35 protein-coding genes and 1 pseudogene are annotated in these 21,999 nt (G+C 66.4%); 32 read left to right on the top strand and 4 right to left on the bottom strand.

The features are described from left to right. Positions 1-164: 164 nt before the first annotated feature. The 32 genes and pseudogenes from rpsJ to truA all read left to right on the top strand — a co-directional run bounded on the left by rpsJ (position 165) and on the right by truA (position 17,894). Positions 165-473 (top strand): 30S ribosomal protein S10, encoded by a 309-nt coding sequence (rpsJ, locus tag OG707_RS15805; RefSeq protein ID WP_014054162.1) that lies wholly within the window; start codon positions 165-167, stop codon positions 471-473. Positions 474-487: 14 nt separating this feature from the next. Beyond that, positions 488-1,132, top strand: a complete 645-nt coding sequence (gene rplC, locus OG707_RS15800) for a 50S ribosomal protein L3 (protein WP_329118643.1) — start codon at positions 488-490, stop codon at positions 1,130-1,132. A gap of 7 nt (positions 1,133-1,139) precedes the next feature. Then, the gene (gene rplD / locus OG707_RS15795) at positions 1,140-1,793 is read left to right on the top strand and encodes a 50S ribosomal protein L4 (RefSeq protein WP_329118641.1); all 654 of its coding nucleotides are present in this window, start codon (positions 1,140-1,142) and stop codon (positions 1,791-1,793) included. Further along, positions 1,793-2,113 (top strand): 50S ribosomal protein L23, encoded by a 321-nt coding sequence (gene rplW, locus OG707_RS15790; protein ID WP_329118639.1) that lies wholly within the window; start codon positions 1,793-1,795, stop codon positions 2,111-2,113. Before rplD ends, rplW begins: the two co-directional genes overlap by 1 nt. 40 nt (positions 2,114-2,153) lie before the next feature. Next, complete coding sequence (rplB, locus tag OG707_RS15785; protein WP_329118637.1) at positions 2,154-2,990, top strand: 50S ribosomal protein L2; 837 nt, start codon at positions 2,154-2,156, stop codon at positions 2,988-2,990. A gap of 12 nt (positions 2,991-3,002) precedes the next feature. Further along, complete coding sequence (rpsS, locus tag OG707_RS15780; RefSeq protein ID WP_329118635.1) at positions 3,003-3,284, top strand: 30S ribosomal protein S19; 282 nt, start codon at positions 3,003-3,005, stop codon at positions 3,282-3,284. Positions 3,285-3,325: 41 nt separating this feature from the next. Next, positions 3,326-3,673 (top strand): 50S ribosomal protein L22, encoded by a 348-nt coding sequence (gene rplV, locus OG707_RS15775; protein WP_026290933.1) that lies wholly within the window; start codon positions 3,326-3,328, stop codon positions 3,671-3,673. Beyond that, entirely contained in the window at positions 3,673-4,521 is an 849-nt protein-coding gene (rpsC, locus tag OG707_RS15770) for a 30S ribosomal protein S3 (RefSeq protein WP_329118634.1), read from the top strand. Before rplV ends, rpsC begins: the two co-directional genes overlap by 1 nt. A 5-nt stretch (positions 4,522-4,526) precedes the next feature. After that, positions 4,527-4,946 carry a 50S ribosomal protein L16 gene (rplP, locus tag OG707_RS15765; protein WP_164264448.1) on the top strand — a complete coding sequence of 140 codons (420 nt, stop codon included), beginning with the start codon at positions 4,527-4,529 and terminating at the stop codon, positions 4,944-4,946. Next, positions 4,946-5,170, top strand: coding sequence for a 50S ribosomal protein L29 (gene rpmC, locus OG707_RS15760; protein ID WP_329118630.1), 225 nt, complete (start codon positions 4,946-4,948; stop codon positions 5,168-5,170). Before rplP ends, rpmC begins: the two co-directional genes overlap by 1 nt. Next, entirely contained in the window at positions 5,170-5,469 is a 300-nt protein-coding gene (gene rpsQ, locus OG707_RS15755) for a 30S ribosomal protein S17 (protein WP_329118628.1), read from the top strand. The genes rpmC and rpsQ overlap by 1 nt, the downstream gene beginning before the upstream one ends. Before the next feature lie 101 nt (positions 5,470-5,570). Next, on the top strand, positions 5,571-5,939 hold the full coding sequence (gene rplN / locus OG707_RS15750) for a 50S ribosomal protein L14 (RefSeq protein ID WP_003966950.1): 369 nt from the start codon (positions 5,571-5,573) through the stop codon (positions 5,937-5,939). Positions 5,940-5,941: 2 nt separating this feature from the next. Then, positions 5,942-6,265 carry a 50S ribosomal protein L24 gene (gene rplX / locus OG707_RS15745; RefSeq protein ID WP_329118625.1) on the top strand — a complete coding sequence of 108 codons (324 nt, stop codon included), beginning with the start codon at positions 5,942-5,944 and terminating at the stop codon, positions 6,263-6,265. Continuing rightward, the gene (gene rplE / locus OG707_RS15740; RefSeq protein WP_329118623.1) at positions 6,265-6,822 is read left to right on the top strand and encodes a 50S ribosomal protein L5; all 558 of its coding nucleotides are present in this window, start codon (positions 6,265-6,267) and stop codon (positions 6,820-6,822) included. Before rplX ends, rplE begins: the two co-directional genes overlap by 1 nt. 5 nt (positions 6,823-6,827) lie before the next feature. After that, the gene (locus OG707_RS15735) at positions 6,828-7,013 is read left to right on the top strand and encodes a type Z 30S ribosomal protein S14 (protein ID WP_030368403.1); all 186 of its coding nucleotides are present in this window, start codon (positions 6,828-6,830) and stop codon (positions 7,011-7,013) included. A gap of 220 nt (positions 7,014-7,233) precedes the next feature. Continuing rightward, positions 7,234-7,632 (top strand): 30S ribosomal protein S8, encoded by a 399-nt coding sequence (gene rpsH / locus OG707_RS15730; protein WP_329118620.1) that lies wholly within the window; start codon positions 7,234-7,236, stop codon positions 7,630-7,632. Between the two features lie 21 nt (positions 7,633-7,653). Next, positions 7,654-8,193 (top strand): 50S ribosomal protein L6, encoded by a 540-nt coding sequence (gene rplF, locus OG707_RS15725; RefSeq protein ID WP_329118618.1) that lies wholly within the window; start codon positions 7,654-7,656, stop codon positions 8,191-8,193. 3 nt (positions 8,194-8,196) lie between these two features. Beyond that, positions 8,197-8,580, top strand: coding sequence for a 50S ribosomal protein L18 (gene rplR, locus OG707_RS15720; protein WP_329118617.1), 384 nt, complete (start codon positions 8,197-8,199; stop codon positions 8,578-8,580). 46 nt (positions 8,581-8,626) lie between these two features. Continuing rightward, complete coding sequence (rpsE, locus tag OG707_RS15715; protein WP_030084329.1) at positions 8,627-9,229, top strand: 30S ribosomal protein S5; 603 nt, start codon at positions 8,627-8,629, stop codon at positions 9,227-9,229. Next, positions 9,229-9,411: a 50S ribosomal protein L30 gene (rpmD, locus tag OG707_RS15710; RefSeq protein ID WP_328537213.1), complete on the top strand. Its 183-nt coding sequence runs from the start codon at positions 9,229-9,231 to the stop codon at positions 9,409-9,411. The genes rpsE and rpmD overlap by 1 nt, the downstream gene beginning before the upstream one ends. Before the next feature lies 1 nt (position 9,412). Further along, positions 9,413-9,868, top strand: coding sequence for a 50S ribosomal protein L15 (gene rplO / locus OG707_RS15705; RefSeq protein WP_329118611.1), 456 nt, complete (start codon positions 9,413-9,415; stop codon positions 9,866-9,868). Between the two features lie 233 nt (positions 9,869-10,101). Further along, positions 10,102-11,415 (top strand): preprotein translocase subunit SecY, encoded by a 1,314-nt coding sequence (gene secY / locus OG707_RS15700; protein ID WP_329118608.1) that lies wholly within the window; start codon positions 10,102-10,104, stop codon positions 11,413-11,415. Beyond that, complete coding sequence (locus OG707_RS15695; RefSeq protein ID WP_329118607.1) at positions 11,415-12,071, top strand: adenylate kinase; 657 nt, start codon at positions 11,415-11,417, stop codon at positions 12,069-12,071. Before secY ends, OG707_RS15695 begins: the two co-directional genes overlap by 1 nt. Before the next feature lie 109 nt (positions 12,072-12,180). Further along, on the top strand, positions 12,181-13,026 hold the full coding sequence (map, locus tag OG707_RS15690) for a type I methionyl aminopeptidase (protein ID WP_329118604.1): 846 nt from the start codon (positions 12,181-12,183) through the stop codon (positions 13,024-13,026). Positions 13,027-13,320: 294 nt separating this feature from the next. After that, positions 13,321-13,434, top strand: a pseudogene (locus tag OG707_RS15680) (type I methionyl aminopeptidase); the annotation flags it as partial. 287 nt (positions 13,435-13,721) lie between these two features. Further along, on the top strand, positions 13,722-13,943 hold the full coding sequence (gene infA, locus OG707_RS15675; protein ID WP_003956442.1) for a translation initiation factor IF-1: 222 nt from the start codon (positions 13,722-13,724) through the stop codon (positions 13,941-13,943). A 62-nt stretch (positions 13,944-14,005) separates the two neighbouring features. Beyond that, positions 14,006-14,119 (top strand): 50S ribosomal protein L36, encoded by a 114-nt coding sequence (rpmJ, locus tag OG707_RS15670; RefSeq protein WP_003956441.1) that lies wholly within the window; start codon positions 14,006-14,008, stop codon positions 14,117-14,119. A gap of 184 nt (positions 14,120-14,303) precedes the next feature. Then, complete coding sequence (rpsM, locus tag OG707_RS15665) at positions 14,304-14,684, top strand: 30S ribosomal protein S13 (protein ID WP_329118603.1); 381 nt, start codon at positions 14,304-14,306, stop codon at positions 14,682-14,684. Positions 14,685-14,755: 71 nt separating this feature from the next. Further along, positions 14,756-15,160, top strand: coding sequence for a 30S ribosomal protein S11 (gene rpsK / locus OG707_RS15660; protein ID WP_003956432.1), 405 nt, complete (start codon positions 14,756-14,758; stop codon positions 15,158-15,160). 129 nt (positions 15,161-15,289) lie between these two features. Further along, positions 15,290-16,312: a DNA-directed RNA polymerase subunit alpha gene (locus OG707_RS15655; RefSeq protein ID WP_010473911.1), complete on the top strand. Its 1,023-nt coding sequence runs from the start codon at positions 15,290-15,292 to the stop codon at positions 16,310-16,312. A 150-nt stretch (positions 16,313-16,462) separates the two neighbouring features. Further along, positions 16,463-16,957 carry a 50S ribosomal protein L17 gene (rplQ, locus tag OG707_RS15650; RefSeq protein WP_329118598.1) on the top strand — a complete coding sequence of 165 codons (495 nt, stop codon included), beginning with the start codon at positions 16,463-16,465 and terminating at the stop codon, positions 16,955-16,957. 82 nt (positions 16,958-17,039) lie between these two features. Further along, the gene (truA, locus tag OG707_RS15645) at positions 17,040-17,894 is read left to right on the top strand and encodes a tRNA pseudouridine(38-40) synthase TruA (protein WP_329118595.1); all 855 of its coding nucleotides are present in this window, start codon (positions 17,040-17,042) and stop codon (positions 17,892-17,894) included. 18 nt (positions 17,895-17,912) lie between these two features. On the opposite strand, the gene OG707_RS15640 is transcribed toward truA, so the two are convergent. Genes OG707_RS15640 through OG707_RS15625 form a run of 4 tightly spaced genes read right to left on the bottom strand, consistent with a single transcriptional unit; the run spans position 17,913 to position 21,884 of the window. Beyond that, positions 17,913-18,761, bottom strand: coding sequence for a hypothetical protein (locus tag OG707_RS15640; RefSeq protein WP_329118593.1), 849 nt, complete (start codon positions 18,759-18,761; stop codon positions 17,913-17,915). 17 nt (positions 18,762-18,778) lie between these two features. Further along, complete coding sequence (locus tag OG707_RS15635) at positions 18,779-19,528, bottom strand: hypothetical protein (RefSeq protein ID WP_329118591.1); 750 nt, start codon at positions 19,526-19,528, stop codon at positions 18,779-18,781. After that, entirely contained in the window at positions 19,525-20,940 is a 1,416-nt protein-coding gene (locus OG707_RS15630; RefSeq protein WP_329118589.1) for a hypothetical protein, read from the bottom strand. Before OG707_RS15630 ends, OG707_RS15635 begins: the two co-directional genes overlap by 4 nt. Then, positions 20,937-21,884 carry an ABC transporter ATP-binding protein gene (locus OG707_RS15625; protein ID WP_329118587.1) on the bottom strand — a complete coding sequence of 316 codons (948 nt, stop codon included), beginning with the start codon at positions 21,882-21,884 and terminating at the stop codon, positions 20,937-20,939. The genes OG707_RS15630 and OG707_RS15625 overlap by 4 nt, the downstream gene beginning before the upstream one ends. Positions 21,885-21,999 lie beyond the last annotated feature (115 nt).

The following is a 21,999-nucleotide window of genomic DNA, read 5'->3' as shown; positions in this document are numbered from 1 at the left end:
GATCCCCGGCCTGCGGTCATTGGGCCCGCGAACCCTTGGTTGGGAAATCCTTCGGGATTTCTGCGTAGAGGGAACGCGACACGCCCGACCGCGTGGGTCGGAGGTCGATCGCATGACCGACCGGGTACCAGAGCGTTTCCAAGAGACAGGACTACGAAGTAGCCATGGCGGGACAGAAGATCCGCATCCGGCTCAAGGCCTACGACCACGAGGTCATCGACTCCTCGGCGAAGAAGATCGTCGAGACGGTGACCCGCACTGGTGCGTCGGTCGCAGGCCCGGTGCCGCTGCCCACTGAGAAGAACGTGTACTGCGTCATCAAGTCGCCGCACAAGTACAAGGACGCGCGCGAGCACTTTGAGATGCGCACGCACAAGCGCCTCATCGACATTCTCGACCCCACGCCGAAGACGGTTGACTCGCTGATGCGTCTCGACCTGCCGGCCGGTGTCGACATCGAGATCAAGCTCTGAAGGGACGGGCCGAGATGAGCAAGAACATCAAGGGCGTCCTGGGCGAGAAGCTCGGCATGACCCAGGTCTGGGACGAGAACAACCGGGTTGTCCCGGTGACCGTCGTCAAGGCCGGTCCGTGCGTCGTGACGCAGGTCCGTACGAACGACAACGACGGCTACGAGTCGGTCCAGATCGCCTTCGGCGAGATTGACCCGCGCAAGGTGAACAAGCCCCTCAAGGGTCACTTCGCCAAGGCCGACGTGACCCCCCGCCGCCACCTGGTGGAGCTCCGCACCCCTGACGCCAGCGAGTACACGCTGGGCCAGGAGATCACTGCTGAGGTCTTCGAGTCGGGCATCAAGGTCGACGTGACCGCGAAGTCCAAGGGCAAGGGCTTCGCCGGTGTCATGAAGCGTCACAACTTCAAGGGCGGCAAGGCATCTCACGGTGCCCACCGCGTGCACCGCAAGCCTGGTTCCATCGGTGGCTGTGCCACCCCCGGCCGTGTCTTCAAGGGCATGCGCATGGCGGGTCGCATGGGCAACGAGCGGGTCACCACCCAGAACCTGACCGTCCACGCCGTTGACGCCGAGAAGGGTCTGCTGCTCATCAAGGGCGCCGTCCCCGGCCCCAACGGTGGCCTCGTCCTGGTCCGCACCGCGGCCAAGGGGGTTTGAGGAACCGATGAGCACCATTGACATCCTTTCGCCGGCAGGCGACAAGACCGGTACCGTCGAGCTCCCCGCGGAGATCTTCGACGCCAAGGTCAGCATTCCGCTGATCCACCAGGTCGTCGTCGCGCAGCTGGCCGCGGCCCGTCAGGGCACGCACAAGACCAAGACTCGTGGCGAGGTCCGTGGTGGCGGTAAGAAGCCTTACCGCCAGAAGGGCACCGGCCGCGCGCGTCAGGGTTCGACCCGTGCGCCGCAGTTCGCCGGCGGTGGCGTCGTCCACGGCCCGCAGCCGCGTGACTACTCGCAGCGGACCCCCAAGAAGATGAAGGCTGCCGCCCTGCGCGGTGCCCTCACCGACCGGGCCCGCAACGCTCGCATCCACGTCGTCTCCGACGTGGTCGAGGGCGCGGTTTCCACGAAGGCCGCCAAGTCCCTGCTGGGCAAGGTCAGCGAGCGCAAGCACGTGCTCCTGATTGCCGAGCGTTCGGACGAGGCCGCGTGGCTGTCCGCCCGCAACCTGCCCCAGGTGCACCTCCTGGAGCCGGGCCAGCTGAACACGTACGACGTGCTCGTCTCCGACGACGTGGTCTTCACCAAGGCCGCCTTCGAGTCCTTCGTGTCTGGCCCCAAGGCCACCACTGAGACCGAAGGGAGTGACGTCTGATGGCTGAGACCGTCACCAGCAAGACCTTCACGGACCCGCGCGACGTTCTCGTCAAGCCGGTTGTTTCCGAGAAGAGCTACGCGCTGCTCGACGAGAACAAGTACACGTTCATCGTCGCGCCCGGCTCCAACAAGACCCAGATCAAGCAGGCCGTGGAAGCGGTCTTCTCGGTCAAGGTCACCGGGGTCAACACGATCAACCGGCAGGGCAAGCGCAAGCGCACCCGCACCGGTTTCGGCAAGCGCGCTGACACCAAGCGCGCCATCGTGACCCTTGCCGAGGGCGACCGTATCGACATCTTCGGCGGTCCGACCGCCTAACGGTGGTCTGGATCGTCCGGAATCGGACGAGGACTGAGAAATGGGAATCCGCAAGTACAAGCCGACTACGCCGGGCCGTCGTGGCTCTTCCGTAGCCGACTTTGTCGAGATCACGCGGTCCACGCCGGAGAAGTCGCTGGTTCGCCCTCTGCACAGCAAGGGCGGCCGTAACAACACCGGCCGGATCACGGTTCGTCACCAGGGTGGTGGCCACAAGCGCGCCTACCGAGTGATCGACTTCCGTCGTCACGACAAGGACGGCGTGCCGGCGAAGGTCGCTCACATCGAGTACGACCCGAACCGCACCGCCCGCATCGCGCTGCTGCACTACGCAGACGGCGAGAAGCGCTACATCCTCGCCCCGGCCAAGCTCGGCCAGGGTGACCGGATTGAGAACGGCCCTGGCGCCGACATCAAGCCGGGCAACAACCTGCCGCTGCGCAACATCCCGGTGGGTACGACCATCCACGCCATCGAGATGCGCCCCGGCGGCGGAGCGAAGATTGCCCGTTCCGCGGGTTCTTCGGTCCAGCTCCTGGCGAAGGAGGGCGCTTACGCCCACCTTCGTATGCCCTCCGGCGAGGTTCGCCTGGTCGACGTCCGCTGCCGCGCCACCATTGGCGAGGTCGGCAACGCCGAGCAGTCGAACATCAACTGGGGCAAGGCCGGCCGTATGCGCTGGAAGGGCGTTCGCCCGACCGTTCGCGGTGTCGCGATGAACCCGGTCGACCACCCGCACGGTGGTGGTGAGGGTAAGACCTCCGGTGGTCGCCACCCGGTCTCCCCGTGGGGTCAGAAGGAGGGTCGTACTCGCTCGCCGAAGAAGGCATCGAGCAAGTACATCGTCCGCCGCCGCAAGTCGAACAAGAAGCGCTAGGAGCGGGTTTAGATGCCGCGCAGTCTCAAGAAGGGGCCTTTCGTCGACGGACACCTTGTCAAGAAGGTGGACGTACAGAACGAGGCAGGCTCCAAGAACGTCATCAAGACCTGGTCCCGGCGCTCGATGATCATCCCCAGCATGCTGGGGCACACCATCGCGGTGCACAACGGCAAGATCCACGTCCCGGTGTTCGTCACCGAGTCGATGGTCGGCCACAAGCTCGGCGAGTTTGCGCCGACCCGCACCTTCCGCGGCCACGTCAAGGACGACCGCAAGTCGAAGCGCCGCTAAGGCGGGGTGCGAAGACTATGAACGACACCGAAGGGACAACCATGGAAGCCAGGGCCCAGGCGCGGTACATCCGCGTCACGCCCATGAAGGCCCGCCGAGTGGTGGACCTTATCCGTGGCATGGATGCCACGGAGGCTCAGGCGGTCCTGCGTTTCGCCCCGCAGGCCGCGAGCGTGCCGGTTGGCAAGGTGCTTGACAGCGCCATTGCCAACGCTGCACACAACTACGACCACCCGGACGCTTCTTCGCTGGTCATCAGCGAGGCGTACGTGGACGAGGGCCCGACCCTGAAGCGGTTCCGTCCGCGTGCTCAGGGCCGTGCCTACCGGATCCGTAAGCGGACCAGCCACATCACCGTGGTCGTCAGCAGCAAGGAAGGAACCCGGTAATGGGCCAGAAGGTAAACCCGCACGGGTTCCGACTCGGCATTACCACCGACTTCAAGTCGCGTTGGTACGCCGACAAGCTGTACAAGGACTACGTCAAGGAAGACGTCGCCATCCGCAGGATGATGACGTCCGGCATGGAGCGCGCCGGCATCTCGAAGGTTGAGATCGAGCGCACCCGTGACCGCGTGCGTGTGGACATCCACACCGCTCGTCCGGGCATCGTCATCGGCCGCCGTGGCGCCGAGGCCGACCGCATCCGCGGTGACCTCGAGAAGCTCACGGGCAAGCAGGTCCAGCTGAACATCCTCGAGGTCAAGAACCCCGAGATGGACGCTCAGCTGGTTGCCCAGGCCGTTGCCGAGCAGCTCTCCTCCCGCGTCTCCTTCCGTCGCGCCATGCGTAAGAGCATGCAGGGCACGATGAAGGCCGGCGCCAAGGGCATCAAGATCCAGTGCGGCGGTCGCCTCGGCGGCGCCGAGATGTCCCGCTCGGAGTTCTACCGCGAGGGTCGTGTGCCGCTGCACACGCTCCGCGCGAACGTGGACTACGGGTTCTTCGAGGCCAAGACGACCTTCGGTCGCATTGGTGTCAAGGTCTGGATCTACAAGGGCGACGTCAAGAACATCGCCGAGGTCCGCGCCGAGAACGCTGCAGCCCGTGCGGGTAACCGCCCGGCCCGTGGCGCCGGCGCTGGCGGCGACCGTCCCGCCGGCCGTGGTGGCCGTGGTGGCGAGCGCGGCGGCCGTGGTGGCCGCAAGCCGCAGCAGTCCGCGCCGGCAGCCGAGGCCCCCAAGGCCGACGCTCCCGCCGCCGCTGCTCCGGCCGAGAGCACCGGAACGGAGGCCTGACCGACATGCTGATCCCTCGTAGGGTCAAGCACCGCAAGCAGCACCACCCCAAGCGCAGTGGTATGGCCAAGGGTGGTACTGAGGTCGCATTCGGCGAGTACGGCATCCAGGCGCTCACGCCCGCGTATGTCACGAACCGCCAGATCGAGGCCGCTCGTATCGCGATGACCCGCCACATCAAGCGTGGCGGCAAGGTCTGGATCAACATTTACCCGGACCGTCCGCTCACCAAGAAGCCTGCTGAGACCCGCATGGGTTCCGGTAAGGGTTCTCCCGAGTGGTGGATCGCGAACGTCAAGCCCGGTCGGGTGATGTTCGAGCTGTCCTACCCGAATGAGAAGGTCGCTAAGGAGGCGCTCACCCGCGCCGCCCACAAGCTTCCGATGAAGTGCCGCATTGTGCGGCGCGAGGCAGGTGAGTCGTGATGGCGGCCGGTACCAAGGCGACCGAGCTGCGTGAGCTGAACGACGAGGACCTCGTCGCCAAGCTCCGTGAGGCCAAGGAAGAGCTGTTCAACCTCCGCTTTCAGGCGGCGACCGGGCAGCTCGAGAACCACGGTCGGCTCAAGTCCGTCCGTAAGGACATCGCCCGGGTCTACACCCTGATGCGTGAGCGCGAGCTCGGTATCGAGACGGTGGAGAGCGTCTGATGAGCGAGAAGACTGTGACTGAGACGACTGAGAACTCTGCTGCGGGCGACCGCGGTTTCCGCAAGACCCGTGAGGGTCTGGTCGTCAGCGACAAGATGGACAAGACCGTCGTCGTCGCTGTCGAGGACCGTGTCAAGCACGCGCTGTACGGCAAGGTCATCCGCCGTACGAACAAGCTCAAGGCACACGATGAGGCCAACGCTGCCGGCATCGGTGACCGCGTTCTCCTGATGGAGACGCGGCCGCTGTCCGCCACGAAGCGCTGGCGCGTCATCGAGATCCTCGAGAAGGCCAAGTAATTCATTCCTGAGCTTCCCGCTCAGGTCAGTTCCGCCAGGCTCGGCGGGGGCTTCTTCACCGAAGCCCCCGCCGGGAACCGGCAGACGATCAGGAGATAGACGTGATCCAGCAGGAGTCGCGACTGCGTGTCGCCGACAACACGGGTGCGAAGGAAATTCTCACCATCCGTGTTCTCGGTGGTTCGGGTCGCCGCTACGCGGGCATCGGTGACGTCATCGTCGCCACCGTCAAGGACGCGATCCCCGGCGGCAACGTGAAGAAGGGTGACGTCGTCAAGGCTGTCATCGTTCGCACCGTCAAGGAGCGTCGTCGTCAGGACGGCTCGTACATCCGCTTCGACGAGAACGCCGCCGTCATTCTGAAGAACGACGGCGACCCTCGCGGCACCCGTATCTTCGGCCCGGTGGGCCGTGAGCTGCGCGAGAAGAAGTTCATGAAGATCATCTCGCTCGCGCCGGAGGTGCTGTAAGCATGAAGATCAAGAAGGGCGACCTGGTTCAGGTCATCACCGGTAAGGACAAGGGCAAGCAGGGCAAGGTCATCATGGCCATCCCTACTGAGAACCGTGTCCTGGTCGAGGGTGTCAACCGGGTCAAGAAGCACACCAAGGCCGGTCAGACCGCTCGCGGTTCGCAGACCGGCGGCATCGTGACGACCGAGGCTCCGGTCCACGTCAGCAACGTGCAGCTGGTTGTTGAGAAGGACGGCAAGAAGGTCGTTACTCGCGTCGGCTTCCGTTTCGACGACGAGGGCAACAAGATCCGCGTTGCCAAGCGCACCGGTGAGGACATCTGATGACTACCACCACCGCGCCGCGTCTGAAGCTGCGCTACCGCGAGGAGATCGCCGGCAAGCTGCGTGAGGAGTTCTCCTACGAGAACGTCATGCAGATCCCCGGTCTCGTCAAGATCGTGGTCAACATGGGTGTGGGCGACGCCGCCCGCGACTCCAAGCTGATCGACGGCGCTATCCGCGACCTCACCACGATCACTGGCCAGAAGCCGGCCGTCACCAAGGCCCGCAAGTCGATCGCGCAGTTCAAGCTGCGCGAGGGGCAGCCGATCGGCTGCCACGTCACCCTCCGTGGTGACCGCATGTGGGAGTTCCTGGACCGTACGCTGTCGCTCGCGCTGCCGCGTATCCGTGACTTCCGTGGTCTGTCGCCGAAGCAGTTCGACGGCCGTGGCAACTACACCTTCGGTCTCACCGAGCAGGTCATGTTCCACGAGATCGACCAGGACAAGATCGACCGTACCCGGGGCATGGACATCACCGTGGTCACCACGGCGACCAACGACGACGAGGGCCGCGCCCTCCTTCGTCACCTCGGCTTCCCGTTCAAGGAGGCGTAAGCGAGATGGCGAAGAAGTCCCTTATCGCGAAGGCTGCTCGTAAGCCCAAGTTCGGTGTGCGCGCCTACACCCGCTGCCAGCGTTGTGGCCGCCCGCACTCCGTGTACCGCAAGTTCGGCCTGTGCCGCGTGTGCCTTCGTGAGATGGCTCACCGTGGCGAGCTGCCGGGCGTGACCAAGAGCTCCTGGTAAATCCCTGCCCCTAGGGGCACAAGGATTTCCGGAGACTCTCGGTAAGTATCTGGTCGGCAGAAGCCCTCCCCCGAATGCCGTAGGCTAGGGGGGTTGGGCGTCTGCCGCCCTGACCGACTTACTACGCCGTAGGTCCCCGCGCCGCACCCGTCCCGCCTCTGAGTGGGGAGAGGGATGGCGCATACAGGAAACCCCGGCGAGAGAGGCCGAAGGCCAATTCATGACCATGACTGACCCCATCGCGGACATGCTCACGCGTCTGCGTAACGCTAACTCGGCGTACCACGACACCGTCGTGATGCCGCACAGCAAGATCAAGTCGCACATCGCGGAGATCCTCCAGCAGGAGGGCTTCATCACCGGCTGGAAGGTCGAGGACGCCGAGGTCGGCAAGTCCCTCGTGCTCGACCTGAAGTTCGGCCCGAACCGCGAGCGTTCGATCGCCGGCATCAAGCGCATCTCGAAGCCGGGTCTGCGTGTGTACGCGAAGTCCACCAGCCTGCCGAAGGTTCTCGGCGGCCTGGGCGTGGCGATCATCTCCACGTCCCACGGTCTCCTGACCGGCCAGCAGGCCAGCAAGAAGGGCGTAGGTGGGGAAGTCCTCGCCTACGTCTGGTAGTCGGGAAAGGAAGGAAAGCTCATGTCGCGTATCGGCAAGCTCCCCATCCCGGTTCCCGCTGGTGTGGACGTCACCATCGACGGCCGCACGGTTGCGGTGAAGGGCCCCAAGGGTTCCCTCACGCACACCGTTGCCGCGCCGATCGAGATTGTTAAGGGCGAGGACGGCGTTCTCAACGTCACCCGTCCCAACGACGAGCGTCAGAACAAGGCCCTCCACGGCCTGTCCCGCACGCTGGTGGCGAACATGATCACCGGCGTGACCACGGGTTACACCAAGGCGCTCGAGATCAGCGGTGTCGGTTACCGCGTCCAGGCGAAGGGCTCCAACCTGGAGTTCGCGCTCGGATACAGCCACCCCATCGTGATCGAGGCCCCCGAAGGCATCACCTTCAAGGTCGAGTCGCCCACGAAGCTCAGCGTCGAGGGCATCGACAAGCAGAAGGTCGGCGAGGTCGCCGCTAACATCCGCAAGCTGCGGAAGCCCGACCCGTACAAGGCCAAGGGCGTCAAGTACGCCGGCGAGGTCATCCGCCGCAAGGTCGGAAAGGCGGGTAAGTAAGCCATGGCATACGGTGTAAAGATCGCCAAGGGTGACGCGTACAAGCGCGCTGCCATCAAGCGTCGCCACATCCGCGTCCGCAAGCACGTCTCCGGTACGCCGGAGCGTCCTCGTCTGGTCGTGACGCGCTCCAACCGCAACATCGTTGCTCAGGTCATCGACGACATCGCGGGCCACACGCTCGCTTCGGCGTCGACCCTGGACACTTCGATCCGTGGTGGCGAGGCCGACAAGAGCGCCCAGGCACAGAAGGTCGGCGCACTTGTCGCCGAGCGTGCCAAGGCTGCTGGTGTCGAGGCCGTCGTGTTCGACCGTGGTGGCAACAGGTACGCCGGGCGCATTGCCGCTCTGGCTGACGCCGCCCGCGAAGCCGGGCTGAAGTTCTAAGCCCCGGTTCCGGGACTAACGGACGTAACAGAGAGAGGTAAATCCAATGGCTGGACCCCAGCGCCGCGGAAGCGGTGCCGGTGGCGGCGAGCGGCGGGACCGGAAGGGTCGCGACGGTGGCGCTGCCGCCGAGAAGACCGCTTACGTTGAGCGCGTTGTCGCGATCAACCGCGTTGCCAAGGTTGTCAAGGGTGGTCGTCGCTTCAGCTTCACCGCGCTCGTCGTGGTCGGAGACGGTGACGGCACCGTAGGTGTCGGTTACGGCAAGGCCAAGGAAGTTCCCGCGGCCATCGCCAAGGGTGTCGAGGAAGCGAAGAAGAACTTCTTCAAGGTTCCGCGCATCCAGGGCACCATCCCTCACCCGATCACGGGCGAGAAGGCTGCGGGCGTCGTCCTGCTCAAGCCGGCTTCCCCCGGTACCGGCGTTATCGCCGGTGGCCCGGTGCGTGCCGTGCTCGAGTGCGCCGGCGTTCACGACATCCTGTCGAAGTCGCTCGGTTCGTCGAACGCGATCAACATCGTGCACGCGACCGTGGCGGCCCTGCAGGGTCTGCAGCGTCCCGAGGAGATCGCGGCTCGCCGTGGTCTGCCCCTCGAGGACGTCGCGCCTGCGGCTCTGCTCCGTGCGCGTGCCGGGGCTGGTGCGTAATGGCACAGCTCAAGATCACGCAGACGAAGTCGTACATCGGTAGCAAGCAGAACCACCGCGACACCCTTCGTTCGCTCGGGCTCAAGCGCCTGCACGACGTGGTTGTCAAGGAGGACCGCCCCGAGTTCCGCGGAATGGTTCACACCGTCCGCCACCTCGTGACGGTTGAGGAGGTCGACTGACATGGCGGAGAACAACCCGCTGAAGGTCCACAACCTCCGGCCCGCCCCGGGCGCCAAGACCGCCAAGACCCGTGTGGGTCGTGGTGAGGCGTCCAAGGGTAAGACCGCAGGTCGTGGTACCAAGGGCACCAAGGCCCGTTACCAGGTTCCGCAGCGCTTCGAGGGTGGGCAGATGCCCCTCCACATGCGTCTGCCGAAGCTCAAGGGCTTCAAGAACCCGTTCCGCACCGAGTTCCAGGTCGTGAACCTGGACAAGCTGGCCGAGCTCTACCCGCAGGGTGGAGAGGTCACGGTGGCCGACCTGGTCGCCAAGGGTGCTGTGCGCAAGAACAGCCTCGTCAAGGTCCTCGGATCGGGCGAGATCTCCGTGGCGCTGACGGTTTCGGTTGACGCCGTTTCCGGCTCCGCCAAGGAGAAGATCGCCGCCGCGGGCGGCACGGTCAACGAGCTCGTCTGAGACGGTTTGATGGCTTGAACATCGAACGGGGATGCCCCCCAAAAGGGGCATCCCCGTTTGGTCGTTCCTAGGGGGGCAGAGCGGCCGGTATGGTGGCGTGCACTGTCTAAATTTCCGTGTGGTGGGTCCGTATGGCACACCACGCGTTTTTTGGCTGATACATCGACCTGTCATCCATCGAATCTCAATACCGTCACCTCTGACGCAGAAGCGCGGGGGTCGCAGGAGGCACCGTGCTCACCGCGTTCGCCCAGGCGTTCAAGACGCCTGACCTGCGCAAGAAACTGCTCTTCACGCTCGGCATCATCGTGGTGTACCGGCTCGGGGCCCACATCCCGATCCCTGGTGTCAGCTACACGAACGTCCAGATCTGCATGGACCAGACGAAGTCCAACACAGGACTCTTCGGTCTGGTCAACATGTTCAGTGGCGGCGCGCTGCTCCAGATCACGATCTTTGCCCTCGGGATCATGCCGTACATCACGGCGAGCATCATCTTGCAGCTGCTGACCGTGGTGATTCCGCGGCTCGAGGCCCTCAAGAAGGAGGGGCAGTCGGGGCAGACGAAGATCACGCAGTACACGCGTTATCTGACCGTCGCCCTCGCCATCCTTCAGGGCACCGGCCTGGTGGCCACGGCCCGCACCGGTGCGCTCTTCGGGAGCTGCACCGTTGCCAACCAGATCGTGCCCAACCAGTCGATCTTCACCACCGTCGTCATGGTCATCACGATGACCGCCGGCACCTGTGCGGTCATGTGGCTCGGTGAGCTCGTGACCGACAAGGGCATCGGCAACGGCATGTCGATCCTGATGTTCGTCTCGATCGCCGCCGGTTTCCCGAGCGCCCTCTGGGCCATCAAGTCGGCCGGCAAGCTCGCGGGCGGCTGGATCGAGTTCGGTGCGGTGATCCTGGTGGGCTTCGCGATGGTGGGCCTGGTGGTCTTCGTCGAACAGGCCCAGCGCCGGATCCCGGTGCAGTACGCGAAGCGGATGGTCGGACGGAGGTCGTACGGCGGTACGTCGACGTACATCCCGCTCAAGGTCAACCAGGCGGGTGTGATTCCCGTCATCTTCGCGTCGTCGCTGCTCTACATTCCGGCGCTGATCGTTCAGTTCAGCGGCTCGAAGTCGGGCTGGGCGCTGTGGATCAACGACAACCTGACCAAGGGCGATCACCCGTATTACCTGGTCACGTACTTCCTGCTGATCGTTTTCTTCGCGTTCTTCTACGTGGCGATCTCGTTCAACCCCGAGGAAGTCGCCGACAACATGAAGAAGTATGGTGGCTTCATCCCGGGCATCCGGGCTGGCCGACCGACCGCGGAGTACCTGAGCTACGTACTCAACCGGATCACCTGGCCGGGGTCGCTGTACCTGGGTCTGATTGCTCTTGTGCCAACGATGGCGTTGGTGGGCTTCGGCGCGAACCAGAACTTCCCGTTCGGCGGGACGAGCATCCTGATCATCGTGGGTGTGGGTCTGGAGACCGTGAAGCAGATCGAGAGCCAGCTCCAGCAGCGTAATTACGAAGGGTTCCTCCGCTGATGCGTATCGTCCTCGTCGGACCGCCCGGTGCAGGCAAGGGGACGCAGGCCGCGTACCTTGCCAAGAACCTGTCGATCCCGCACATCTCCACGGGCGACCTCTTCCGTGCCAACATCAGTCAGGGCACGGAGCTGGGCAAGGCTGCCAAGGCGTTCATGGACGCCGGCAACCTGGTGCCCGACGAGGTCACCATCGGGATGGCGAAGGACCGCATGGCCCAGCCCGACGCCGAGGGTGGTTTCCTCCTCGACGGCTTCCCGCGCAACGTCTCGCAGGCTCTGGCCCTCGACGAGTCGCTGAAGACCGACGGGCAGAAGCTCGACGCGGTGCTGGACCTTGAGGTTCCCGAGGACGAGGTCGTGAAGCGGATCGCCGGCCGGCGGATCTGCCGTAACGATTCGAGCCACGTCTTCCACGTGGTGTACAGCGCCCCTCAGCAGGAGGGCGTGTGCGACACCTGTGGGGGCGAGCTGTACCAGCGCGGTGACGACAGCGAGGAGACGGTCCGCCGTCGCCTGGAGGTCTACCACGCCGAGACCGAGCCGATCATCGACCACTACAAGGCCCAGGGCCTGGTGGTCACGATCTCCGCGCTCGGCAAGGTCACCGAGGTGACCTCGCGCGCCATGGAGGCGCTGGGCCGCGACGCGGCGTAGCGGTTCCGTACGAGCCATACTGGCCGTGTCGCCCTTTGCGGGCGGCACGGCCAGAGTCTTGTCAGCAGACAGCAGAGCAGTAGCGATTCCGAAGGTGGCGTCAGGCGCAATGGTGGAGATCAAGACCCCGGAGCAGATCGCGAAGATGCGCGAGGCGGGGCTGGTGGTCGCCGCCATCCACGCGGCGACGCGTGAGGCCGCCGTGCCGGGCGCCACGACGAACGATCTGGACCAGGTCGCGCGGAAGGTGCTCGCGGAGCACGGGGCGAAGCCGAACTTCCTCGGGTACGGGGGCTTCCCGGCGACGATCTGCACCTCGGTGAACGAGGTCGTGGTCCACGGGATCCCCGACGAGAAGACCGTCCTGAAGGACGGCGACATCATCTCCATCGACTGCGGCGCCATCATCGACGGCTGGCACGGGGACGCGGCGTACACGGCGTTCGTCGGCACCGGGCACGCGCCGGAGCTCATCGAGCTCTCGCGGGTGACCGAGGAGTCGATGTGGGCGGGTATCGCCGCGATGAAGAAGGGTGGCCGGCTCGCGGAGGTCTCGAAGGCGATCGAGGGCTACATCCGCCGCCAGCCGCGGCCCGCGTCGGGCAAGTACGGGATCATCGAGGACTACGGCGGCCACGGCATCGGCTCCGAGATGCACATGGACCCGCACCTGCTGAACTACGTCGACCGCCGCCGCCTCATCGGCCGCCACAACCCGAAGCTCGTCCCCGGCTTCTGCCTGGCGATCGAGCCGATGGTCTCGCTGGGCACGCCCAGGACCGAGGTCCTGGAGGATGACTGGACCGTCATCACGACGGACGGGACCTGGTCCTCGCACTGGGAGCACTCGGTGGCGCTGACTGAGGAGGGTCTGCTGGTGCTGACGGCTCCTGATGGTGGCAAGGCGAAGCTGGCGGAGTACGGGATCACGACGGCTCCGGATCCGTCGGCCTGAGCGGGGTCTCGGCGGCCGGAGGCCGGCGCAGCCGGTCGAAGCTTGTGAGGCGCCCTGGCGCCGAGCCCGCGAGAGCGGCGTGGGGAAGCGGCGCACTCGGTGGCGCTGACTGAGGAGGGTCTGCTGGTGCTGACGGCTCCTGATGGTGGCAAGGCGAAGCTGGCGGAGTACGGGATTACGACGGCTCCGGATCCGTCGGCCTGAGCGGGGTCTCGGCGGCCGGAGGCCGGCGCAGCCGGTCGAAGCTTGTGAGGCGCCCTGGCGCCGAGCCCGCGAGAGCGGCGTGGGGAAGCGGAGCACTCGGTGGCGCTGACGGAGGAGGGTCTGCTGGTGCTGACGGCTCCTGATGGTGGCAAGGCGAAGCTGGCGGAGTACGGGATTACGACTGCGCCGGATCCGTCGGCCTGAGCGGGGTCTCGACGGCCGGAGGCCGGCGCAGCCGGTCGAAGCTTGTGAGGCGCCCCGGCGCCGAGCCCGCGAGAGCGGCGTGGGGGAATGGGTACGGGATCACGACTGCGCCGGATCCGTCGGCCTGAGCCTGCTTGAAGTTGCTTAACGATCTTGATAGTGGGGCATTCATTCCCGATTCGTCTTTCCGGGTGCCCTGACGTAGACTGACTCGTCGGCTCTCGTGCACCCGCATGCCTGCATGCCCGCACAGAGCTGATCAAGGTAGCCGATTCGAAGGGCGAAGCGTGGCCAAGAAGCAAGGTGCCATCGAAATCGAGGGCACCGTGATCGAGTCCCTCCCGAACGCAATGTTCAAGGTGGAACTTCAGAACGGTCACAAGGTCCTCGCGCACATCAGCGGCAAGATGCGGATGCACTACATCCGCATCCTCCCGGATGACCGGGTCGTCGTGGAGCTTTCTCCGTACGACCTGACGCGTGGCCGGATCGTCTACCGATACAAGTAGATCTTGCCCGCACTTCCGCTTCGGCGTGAGTGATGGCACTGACCCGGAGAACCTGACATCCCATGAAGGTCAAGCCGAGCGTCAAGAAGATCTGCGACAAGTGCAAGGTGATCCGCCGTCACGGTCGGGTCATGGTCATCTGCGACAACCTGCGCCACAAGCAGCGCCAGGGCTGACGCACACCGATCTGCACCTCGCAGTTCTTCGCGCGACGCAAGCGAAATGTACATACGCAGGACCCGCCTAGCCGCTGAGCGGCTGGCGACACCCCCGGTGGAGGCCGGGGACCCGGACTGTACCTAGTACGGCGGTCGGGATCGGTTCTGTGGAAGACCTCCGAATAACAACTGGAGCCATTGAATGGCACGCGTTTCAGGTGTTGACATCCCGCGCGAAAAGCGCGTGGAGGTTGCCCTCACCTACGTCTTCGGCGTTGGCCGTACCCGGTCGAAGGAGATCCTCGCCTCGACCGGCGTGAACCCCAACACCCGAGTTCGTGACCTGGCCGAAGAGGACCTGGTCAAGATCCGCGAGTACGTGGACGCCAACCTGCGCACCGAGGGTGACCTCCGTCGCGAGATCGCCGCCGACATCCGCCGCAAGGTCGAGATCGGTTGCTACCAGGGTCTGCGTCACCGTCGCGGTCTGCCGGTTCACGGTCAGCGCACCAGCACGAACGCTCGTACCCGCAAGGGCCCGCGTCGCGCGATCGCCGGTAAGAAGAAGCCGGGCAAGAAGTAGTCCACAGCGGACGCTCATCAGCGGTCTTCGCTGTAGGACCGACCACCTCCCTCTCCATCTGGAGTTAAGACATGCCCCCCAAGGGTCGTCAGGGCGCAGCCAAGAAGGTGCGTCGCAAGGAAAAGAAGAACGTCGCTCACGGCCACGCGCACATCAAGAGCACGTTCAACAACACCATCGTCTCGATCACGGACCCCTCGGGCAACGTGATCTCCTGGGCCTCCGCCGGCCACGTCGGCTTCAAGGGCTCGCGCAAGTCCACTCCGTTCGCCGCGCAGATGGCCGCCGAGTCGGCTGCCCGTCGCGCGCAGGAGCACGGCATGCGCAAGGTTGACGTCTTCGTCAAGGGTCCGGGTTCCGGTCGCGAGACCGCCATCCGTTCGCTGCAGGCGACGGGTCTTGAGGTTGGCTCCATCCAGGACGTCACCCCCACCCCGCACAACGGCTGCCGTCCGCCCAAGCGCCGCCGCGTCTGATTTTCTGACGCTGTAGCAGGGCTGGTTTTACGGGTTCGGGCGGTACGGCCTCTATGGGTCGTATCGCCCGTACCCTTGTAGTGACTGGGGGCGTCAAATAGTGGGCGCCCACGACTGAAGGATCACCGCATGCTTATCGCTCAGCGTCCGTCGCTGACCGAAGAGGTCGTCGACGAGTACCGCTCGCGCTTCGTCATCGAGCCGCTGGAGCCGGGTTTCGGCTACACGCTCGGTAACTCCCTGCGTCGCACGCTCCTTTCGTCCATCCCGGGTGCCGCTGTCACCAGCATCCGGATCGACGGTGTCCTGCACGAGTTCACCACCGTGCCGGGCGTCAAGGAAGACGTCACCGACCTCATCCTGAACATCAAGCAGCTCGTCGTCTCGAGCGAGCACGACGAGCCCGTCGTGATGTACCTGCGCAAGCAGGGTCCGGGTCTGGTCACCGCCGCGGACATCGCTCCGCCGGCCGGTGTCGAGGTCCACAACCCCGACCTCGTCCTCGCCACGCTCAACGGCAAGGGCAAGCTGGAGATGGAGCTGACCGTCGAGCGCGGTCGCGGCTACGTCTCCGCCGTGCAGAACAAGCAGCTGGGCCAGGAGATCGGCCGTATCCCGGTCGACTCCATCTACTCCCCGGTGCTCAAGGTCACGTACAAGGTCGAGGCGACCCGTGTCGAGCAGCGCACCGACTTCGACAAGCTGATCGTCGACGTCGAGACCAAGCAGGCCATGCGTCCGCGTGACGCCATGGCGTCTGCCGGTAAGACGCTTGTTGAGCTCTTCGGGCTGGCCCGTGAGCTGAACATCGACGCCGAGGGCATCGACATGGGCCCGTCCCCGACGGACGCCGCTCTTGCCGCTGATCTCGCCCTGCCGATCGAGGAGCTCGAGCTCACCGTTCGGTCGTACAACTGCCTCAAGCGCGAGGGCATCCACTCCGTGGGTGAGCTCGTCGCCCGCTCCGAGGCCGACCTGCTCGACATCCGCAACTTCGGTGCGAAGTCGATCGACGAGGTCAAGGCGAAGCTGGCCGGTATGGGCCTCGCGCTCAAGGACTCGCCTCCCGGCTTCGACCCGACCGCCGCTGCCGACGCCTTCGGCGCCGACGACGACGCGGACGCCGGTTTCGTGGAGACCGAGCAGTACTGATCCACCTCCGGTGGGGGTCCTGGTTCCGGCCGGGGCCCCCATCGGGCTCAGACTTCCGGGCCTTCGGGTTCGGGTTCCGGCGGGCAGACGCTCGTCGGGCACTGACATCGGTACCTCGTACGGCCGGTGCAGATCACAAGGAGAAAGACCATGCCCCGTCCCGCAAAGGGTGCCCGTCTGGGCGGCAGCGCTGCGCACGAGAAGCTTCTTCTCATCAACCTTGCGAAGTCGCTGTTCGAGCACGGCCGCATCACCACGACCGAGGCCAAGGCTCGCCGCCTGCGCCCCGTCGCTGAGCGTTTCATCACCAAGGCCAAGAAGGGCGACATCCACAACCGTCGCCTGGTGCTGCAGTCGATCACGGACAAGAGCATCGTGCACACGCTCTTCACCGAGATCGCCCCGCGGTACGAGAACCGCCCCGGTGGTTACACCCGCATCACGAAGATCGGCAACCGTCGTGGCGACAACGCCCCGATGGCCGTCATCGAGCTGGTCGAGGCCCTGACCGTGGCCCAGCAGGCCACTGGTGAGGCCGAGGCTGCGACCAAGCGTGCGGCCAAGGACGCCGAGGCCGCTCCGGCCGAGGTCGTCGAGGACGCCAAGCCGGTCGAGGCTGCTGACGAGGAGTCGAAGGACGCCTAAGCGTTCTGGGACTGCTTTTCCTTCGGGCCCGCATCTCCCTTCGGGGCGGTGCGGGCCCGTTCTCGTTTGAGAGGATTTGCGTGTGAGCGATGACGTGGAGCCCGGCTTCGTACGGGTGCGGTTCGATCTGAGTTACGACGGGACCGACTTCTCCGGGTGGGCCCGGCAGCCCAACGGGCGGCGGACCGTGCAGGGGGAGATCGAGGACGCGCTGAAGACCGTCACGCGGTCGGGCGTGATGTTCCCGCTGACCGTGGCCGGGCGTACTGATGCCGGGGTGCATGCGCGGGGGCAGGTGGCGACGGCCGATCTGCCGGAGGCGGTGTGGGCCGAGCACCAGGAGAAGCTGCTGAAGCGGCTGGCCGGGCGGCTTCCGCGCGATGTGCGGGTGTGGAGCGCTGTTGAGGCTCCTGCCGGGTTCAATGCGCGGTTCGCCGCGATCTGGCGGCGGTATGCGTATCGGGTGACGGATCGCGCGTGTGGGGTTGATCCGCTGATGCGGGGTCATGTCCTGTGGCACGACTGGCCGTTGGACGTCGACGCGATGAATGCCGCTGCCGCCGGGCTGGTCGGGGAGCACGACTTCGCCGCGTACTGCAAGAAGCGCGAGGGCGCCACGACCATTCGTACGCTGCAGGAACTGAGCCTGGTGCGGGGCGACGACGGGATCATCACCGCCACCGTGCGCGCCGATGCCTTCTGCCACAACATGGTGCGGTCGCTGATCGGGGCCATGCTCTTCGTGGGCGACGGGCACCGGCCGGTGGAGTGGCCCGCGAAGGTGCTGGCCGCGGGGGTGCGGGATTCGTCCGTGCACGTCGTGAAGCCGCACGGGCTGACGCTGGAGGAAGTCGGTTATCCCGCCGATGAGTTGCTGGCCGCGCGCAGCAAGGAGGCGCGGAACGTACGGACGCTGCCGGGGGCCGCTTGTTGCTGACCCCCGGGCTGTCCGGCGTCAGCTCGCGGGGGCGTTGGCTGCGGCCGAGGCCTGGGTGCGGCCGCGGGCGGCGATCTGGTTGAAGACGAACTGGTCGAGGTCGTCGGCGGTCTGGAAGACCGCCTTTTCGGCCGTCGTCACCTTCTTGCCGCTGGTGAAGCCGGTCTGGGTGAAGTAGGCATAGCGGCCTACGGAGTTGGTGCGGCGCAGGCAGACCGTGTTGTGCATGCAGAAGGCGGAGACTCCGGATCCTGCGAGCGGGGTGATGCCGCCCGATGCCTGGGCCTTGGCCTTGAGGGCCGAGGCCTCGGTGTCGAAGACCGCGACGCCGACCGTGATCGCGATGCCGTTCCTGACGTAGGTGGCGCGGATGACCTGGCGGCAGCCGTTCTTCTTCAGTACGGAGCCGAGGCTGCCCTGCGTGACCGCGGCGCAGTTGGTGGTGCGGTTCGTGGCGCCCTTGGTGTACGGGCGGGTGCCCATCGTCAGCTTCTTGCCGGGGAAGAGAGTGCCGGCGTTCAGCGGCGCCTTGTCGAGCTTGGCGCTGTTGATGAAGTCCTTCGGGTTGAGGACCGGTTTGGGAGCGACCGACGAGAACGTCGGCTGCGGGCCGTCGCTCTCGCTGGGGAGGGTCTCGGGCGCCGGCAGCTGGCTGGCGTTCTTGTCGCTCGACGTGGAGTTCTTGTTGGAGGAGACCACTGCCGTCGCCACGATCCCGGCGATCGCGGCGGTGGCGAGTACCCCACCGCCGATGAACAGCAGTTTCCTGCGGCGGCCGCGCGCCTCGGACTCCTCGGCGAGTGCCGCCCAGTCCGGTGTCTGTGTGTCCCCCGGGCCCCAGGAGGGCCCCCCTTGCCCAAAGCTCATGGCGGCATCTTAAGGGTTCACGCGTCGCGGTACTTCAGGAGTGTCCAGCCGATCGCGAGGGAGACGGCCGTGTAGGCCGCCAGTACGGCCAGGCCCGTCCAGGGGGCGAGGGGTGCGGTCCCCGTGCCCGTGGTGGTCTGGATGGCGAGGCCCGCCGTCATGGGGGAGAACTTCTGGACCAGGTGCAGGGTGTGCGTCGACATCTTGAGCAGCTGGGTGGCCAGGTACGGACCGTAGAGGAGCGCCAGGACAAGGCCGGTGGCCGCCGCTTGGTGGCGTACGGCCAGGGCGATGCCCACGCTCAGCAGCGCCACCAGGAGGAGGTAGAGGACCGTGCCCAGCGCTGCCCTCGCCAACGGCTCGGACAGCAGCGGGAGTTGGTGGGTGCCGTGCTGGGTGGCGCGGCCCGCCAGGAGGGCGCCCAGGGTCCCGGGGAGGGCCGCCAGGAGTACCGCCGCGGTCACGGTGAGGGCCTTGGCCGCCAGGACCGTCGTACGGCGGGGACTGGCGGCCAGCGTGAGGAGGATCAGGCGCGGGTGGTACTCGGAGGAGACCACCGCGACCGCGAGCGCCACGGCGGCGAGCTGCGCGAAGTAGACGCCGGAGAGTGCGAGGGCGGTGGGGTCGGGATGGACCTCGTGGGGGTTGTTGCCCGACGCGATGAGGGCCGTGAGGGCCGTCATGGTGGCGGGCAGCGCGAGGAGCGTCCAGAGGTTCGCCGGGACCGTACGGAGCTTCGTCCACTCTCCGTGCAGGGCGCCTGTCATGCGTCGCGCCGGGTGAGCCGCCAGTGTGCGGCGCCGAGTGCGGCGGCCGCGTACGCGCACAGGACCGCGAAGCCCGCCCAGGGGCTGGTCGAGGTCTCGGTGAGCGTCACGGTCTGGGTGAGGGCCCGGCCTGCGATCGGGGTGGCGCGCTCCACCCAGGTGTTGACGGTGACGGAGGTGATCTGGGAGACGATCGGGACGACGACGAGGAGCGCGAAGATCGTGACGATCGCGGGGACGGTACGGCGGAACAGCGCGCCGACGCCCAGGCAGAACACGGCCAGTACGGCGAGGAAGGCGGCGCCGCCGACCACTGCGCGCAGCGTGGTCGGGTCGGTGAGGGACGTGGTGGGGAAGATCGGCGGTTTGTAGCCGTTCTTCGTCATGATCGGGCGTGCGATGAGGTACGCGGCGATGGTGGTCGGCAGGGCGACCGCGAAGACCGTGGCGCCCAGGATCGCGGCCTTGGCCACGAGGACACGGCCGCGCTTGGGGCTGGCGGTGAAGGTGGTGCGGATGGTGCGGGTCTTGTACTCGGACGTCATGAACAGCACGCCGAGTGCGACCACGGTGATCAGGCTGAGCTGGACGGCGGACAGGGTCTGTTTCACCTGGTCCGACTTGTCGAGGTCGGAGCCGACCCCGCCGATGCCGATGTAGCCGAGGTCGCCGCTGCCGGTGAGGGTGACGACGGAGGCGGTCTGCTGGAGGGTGCCGGCGGGCCGCCTGGAGTCGACGGGGTCCTGGCCGGGGGCGGAGGTGCGGGTGAGGTCGGTGTGGGTCCAGGCGGTGGCGGGGGCCGGGGAGATGTGGTCGAAGACCGCGCGTCCCGTGGTGAGCTCGATATGGGCCGTGACCTGGCCCGGGCTGACCTGCTTGTCGACGGCGACGCCCGGTGAGGTGACGAAGAGGCCTGCTTCGGTACGGGTCGGGAGGCCGCGGACCGGGAGGGTGCCGACCTTGTGCCAGCTCTGGCCGTCGGCGGATTCGTACCCTGTGACGCTCCGTCCTGTGCGGGTCAGGCGGAGCCAACGGGGCTGATTCTTCGGGGTGTTGGCGGTGAGCTCCGTCTTGGCGTTCGCCTGCATGCGGACGCCGTGCTCCGGGGTGAGCATCAGGGAGGCGGAGGGGGAGCCGACCGTGGTGCCGTCCTTGATCATCAGGCCGGCCTTCGCCCAGGGCGACTTGGAGGTGAGGGCCGCGACGTGGACGGTGAGTGTGGTGTCTCCGGTGACCGGGGCGTGGGCGAAGCTGAATTCGTCGCGGGTCAGAGGGCCGCCGTAGTCGGTGACGGAGCCCTTGGCGGTGACGACCGTGAGCAGGAGGGTCACGGCGACCAGGGCGAAGAGGGCGAACGCGGTGGAGCGTACGGAGCGGATCTTGGTCCACTCGGCGCGCAGGGCGCGGATCATGACGCCTCCTGTCCTGCTGCTCCGGCTGCGGTGGTGGTGAACTCGGTCTCGCCCCGGGTGAGTTCGAGGTAGGCCTCTTCGAGGGACGCCCGGTGTGCGGAGATCTCCGAGAAGGGGATGCGGGCCTCGGTGAGCAGCGCCACGACGCGCTCGGCGGGCACGTCGGAGACGGTCAGGGTGCCGGGGGCGTTCGCGGAGACCGTGGCGCCTTCGCGCGCCAGTACGGTCATGGCCTCCGGGAGCCGGGTCGTCCGCAGGGTGACGCGGTCGCCCGAGGTGGTGGTCAGGAGCGTCGCCACGTCGGTGTCGGCCAGCAGCCGGCCGCGGCCTATCACCAGGAGGTGGTCGGCGGTGTCCTGGAGCTCGCTCATCAGATGGCTGGAGATCAGGACCGTACGGCCTTCCGCGGCAAGGGACTTGAGGAATCCGCGGATCCACTGGATGCCCTCGGGGTCGAGGCCGTTGACCGGCTCGTCGAGGATCAGGACCTGCGGGTCGCCGAGGAGGGCCGCTGCGATGCCCAGGCGCTGGCGCATGCCGAGCGAGAAGCCGCCCGCGCGCTTCTTGGCGACGGAGGTCAGGCCGACCTGTTCGAGGACTTCGGTGACGCGGCGGCGCGGGAGGCCGTTGTAGTGCGCCATCCACAGGAGGTGGTCGCGGGCGCGGCGGCCCGGGTGGACGGCCTCCGCGTCGAGGAGCGCGCCGACGACGGTGAGCGGGTCGCGCAGCGAGTGGTACGGGCGGCCGCCGATGTGCGCGGTCCCGCCGTCAGGGGCGTCCAGGCCCAGGATCATGCGGAGGGTGGTGGACTTGCCGGCTCCGTTGGGGCCGACGAACCCGGTGACCTTGCCGGGGGCGACGGTGAAAGTGAGGTCGTCGACGGCGGTGGTCGGACCGTAGTGCTTGCGCAGGGCGCTGACTTCGATGGCTGTGTCCGGTGGCATGGGTACGAAGGTAGGGAGCGGGGCGGGTGCCGCTCATCCCGTCGGGGTGGTGTCTTCGGCGCCGCCACCTCCCCCGCGAGGGGGAGGACAAAGCGGGTGGCGCCGCCGACAATGA

It is taken from the genome of Streptomyces sp. NBC_01465 (assembly GCF_036227325.1).
In the GTDB taxonomy this organism is placed as follows: Bacteria; Actinomycetota; Actinomycetes; order Streptomycetales; family Streptomycetaceae; genus Streptomyces.
The sequence above is the reverse complement of the archived record's forward strand: the minus strand, read 5'-3'. Positions and strand labels throughout refer to the sequence as shown.

Coding starts and splice junctions, on each gene's coding strand:
- rplQ (WP_329118598.1), top strand. CDS start 16,463: ATGCCCCGTCCCGCAAAGGGTGCCCGTCTGGGCGGCAGCGCTGCGCAC.
- rplD (WP_329118641.1), top strand. CDS start 1,140: ATGAGCACCATTGACATCCTTTCGCCGGCAGGCGACAAGACCGGTACC.
- rpsM (WP_329118603.1), top strand. CDS start 14,304: ATGGCACGCGTTTCAGGTGTTGACATCCCGCGCGAAAAGCGCGTGGAG.
- rplV (WP_026290933.1), top strand. CDS start 3,326: ATGGAAGCCAGGGCCCAGGCGCGGTACATCCGCGTCACGCCCATGAAG.
- OG707_RS15695 (WP_329118607.1), top strand. CDS start 11,415: ATGCGTATCGTCCTCGTCGGACCGCCCGGTGCAGGCAAGGGGACGCAG.
- rplP (WP_164264448.1), top strand. CDS start 4,527: ATGCTGATCCCTCGTAGGGTCAAGCACCGCAAGCAGCACCACCCCAAG.
- rpsC (WP_329118634.1), top strand. CDS start 3,673: ATGGGCCAGAAGGTAAACCCGCACGGGTTCCGACTCGGCATTACCACC.
- rplC (WP_329118643.1), top strand. CDS start 488: ATGAGCAAGAACATCAAGGGCGTCCTGGGCGAGAAGCTCGGCATGACC.
- OG707_RS15630 (WP_329118589.1), bottom strand. CDS start 20,940: ATGATCCGCGCCCTGCGCGCCGAGTGGACCAAGATCCGCTCCGTACGC.
- rplW (WP_329118639.1), top strand. CDS start 1,793: ATGGCTGAGACCGTCACCAGCAAGACCTTCACGGACCCGCGCGACGTT.
- rpmD (WP_328537213.1), top strand. CDS start 9,229: ATGGCACAGCTCAAGATCACGCAGACGAAGTCGTACATCGGTAGCAAG.
- rpsQ (WP_329118628.1), top strand. CDS start 5,170: ATGAGCGAGAAGACTGTGACTGAGACGACTGAGAACTCTGCTGCGGGC.
- rplX (WP_329118625.1), top strand. CDS start 5,942: ATGAAGATCAAGAAGGGCGACCTGGTTCAGGTCATCACCGGTAAGGAC.
- rplE (WP_329118623.1), top strand. CDS start 6,265: ATGACTACCACCACCGCGCCGCGTCTGAAGCTGCGCTACCGCGAGGAG.
- map (WP_329118604.1), top strand. CDS start 12,181: ATGGTGGAGATCAAGACCCCGGAGCAGATCGCGAAGATGCGCGAGGCG.
- rplB (WP_329118637.1), top strand. CDS start 2,154: ATGGGAATCCGCAAGTACAAGCCGACTACGCCGGGCCGTCGTGGCTCT.
- rplO (WP_329118611.1), top strand. CDS start 9,413: ATGGCGGAGAACAACCCGCTGAAGGTCCACAACCTCCGGCCCGCCCCG.
- rplR (WP_329118617.1), top strand. CDS start 8,197: ATGGCATACGGTGTAAAGATCGCCAAGGGTGACGCGTACAAGCGCGCT.
- rpsS (WP_329118635.1), top strand. CDS start 3,003: ATGCCGCGCAGTCTCAAGAAGGGGCCTTTCGTCGACGGACACCTTGTC.
- OG707_RS15640 (WP_329118593.1), bottom strand. CDS start 18,761: ATGAGCTTTGGGCAAGGGGGGCCCTCCTGGGGCCCGGGGGACACACAG.
- rpsK (WP_003956432.1), top strand. CDS start 14,756: ATGCCCCCCAAGGGTCGTCAGGGCGCAGCCAAGAAGGTGCGTCGCAAG.
- rplF (WP_329118618.1), top strand. CDS start 7,654: ATGTCGCGTATCGGCAAGCTCCCCATCCCGGTTCCCGCTGGTGTGGAC.
- rpmC (WP_329118630.1), top strand. CDS start 4,946: ATGGCGGCCGGTACCAAGGCGACCGAGCTGCGTGAGCTGAACGACGAG.
- rpsE (WP_030084329.1), top strand. CDS start 8,627: ATGGCTGGACCCCAGCGCCGCGGAAGCGGTGCCGGTGGCGGCGAGCGG.
- rpsJ (WP_014054162.1), top strand. CDS start 165: ATGGCGGGACAGAAGATCCGCATCCGGCTCAAGGCCTACGACCACGAG.
- rpmJ (WP_003956441.1), top strand. CDS start 14,006: ATGAAGGTCAAGCCGAGCGTCAAGAAGATCTGCGACAAGTGCAAGGTG.
- OG707_RS15635 (WP_329118591.1), bottom strand. CDS start 19,528: ATGACAGGCGCCCTGCACGGAGAGTGGACGAAGCTCCGTACGGTCCCG.
- OG707_RS15735 (WP_030368403.1), top strand. CDS start 6,828: ATGGCGAAGAAGTCCCTTATCGCGAAGGCTGCTCGTAAGCCCAAGTTC.
- rpsH (WP_329118620.1), top strand. CDS start 7,234: ATGACCATGACTGACCCCATCGCGGACATGCTCACGCGTCTGCGTAAC.
- OG707_RS15655 (WP_010473911.1), top strand. CDS start 15,290: ATGCTTATCGCTCAGCGTCCGTCGCTGACCGAAGAGGTCGTCGACGAG.
- OG707_RS15625 (WP_329118587.1), bottom strand. CDS start 21,884: ATGCCACCGGACACAGCCATCGAAGTCAGCGCCCTGCGCAAGCACTAC.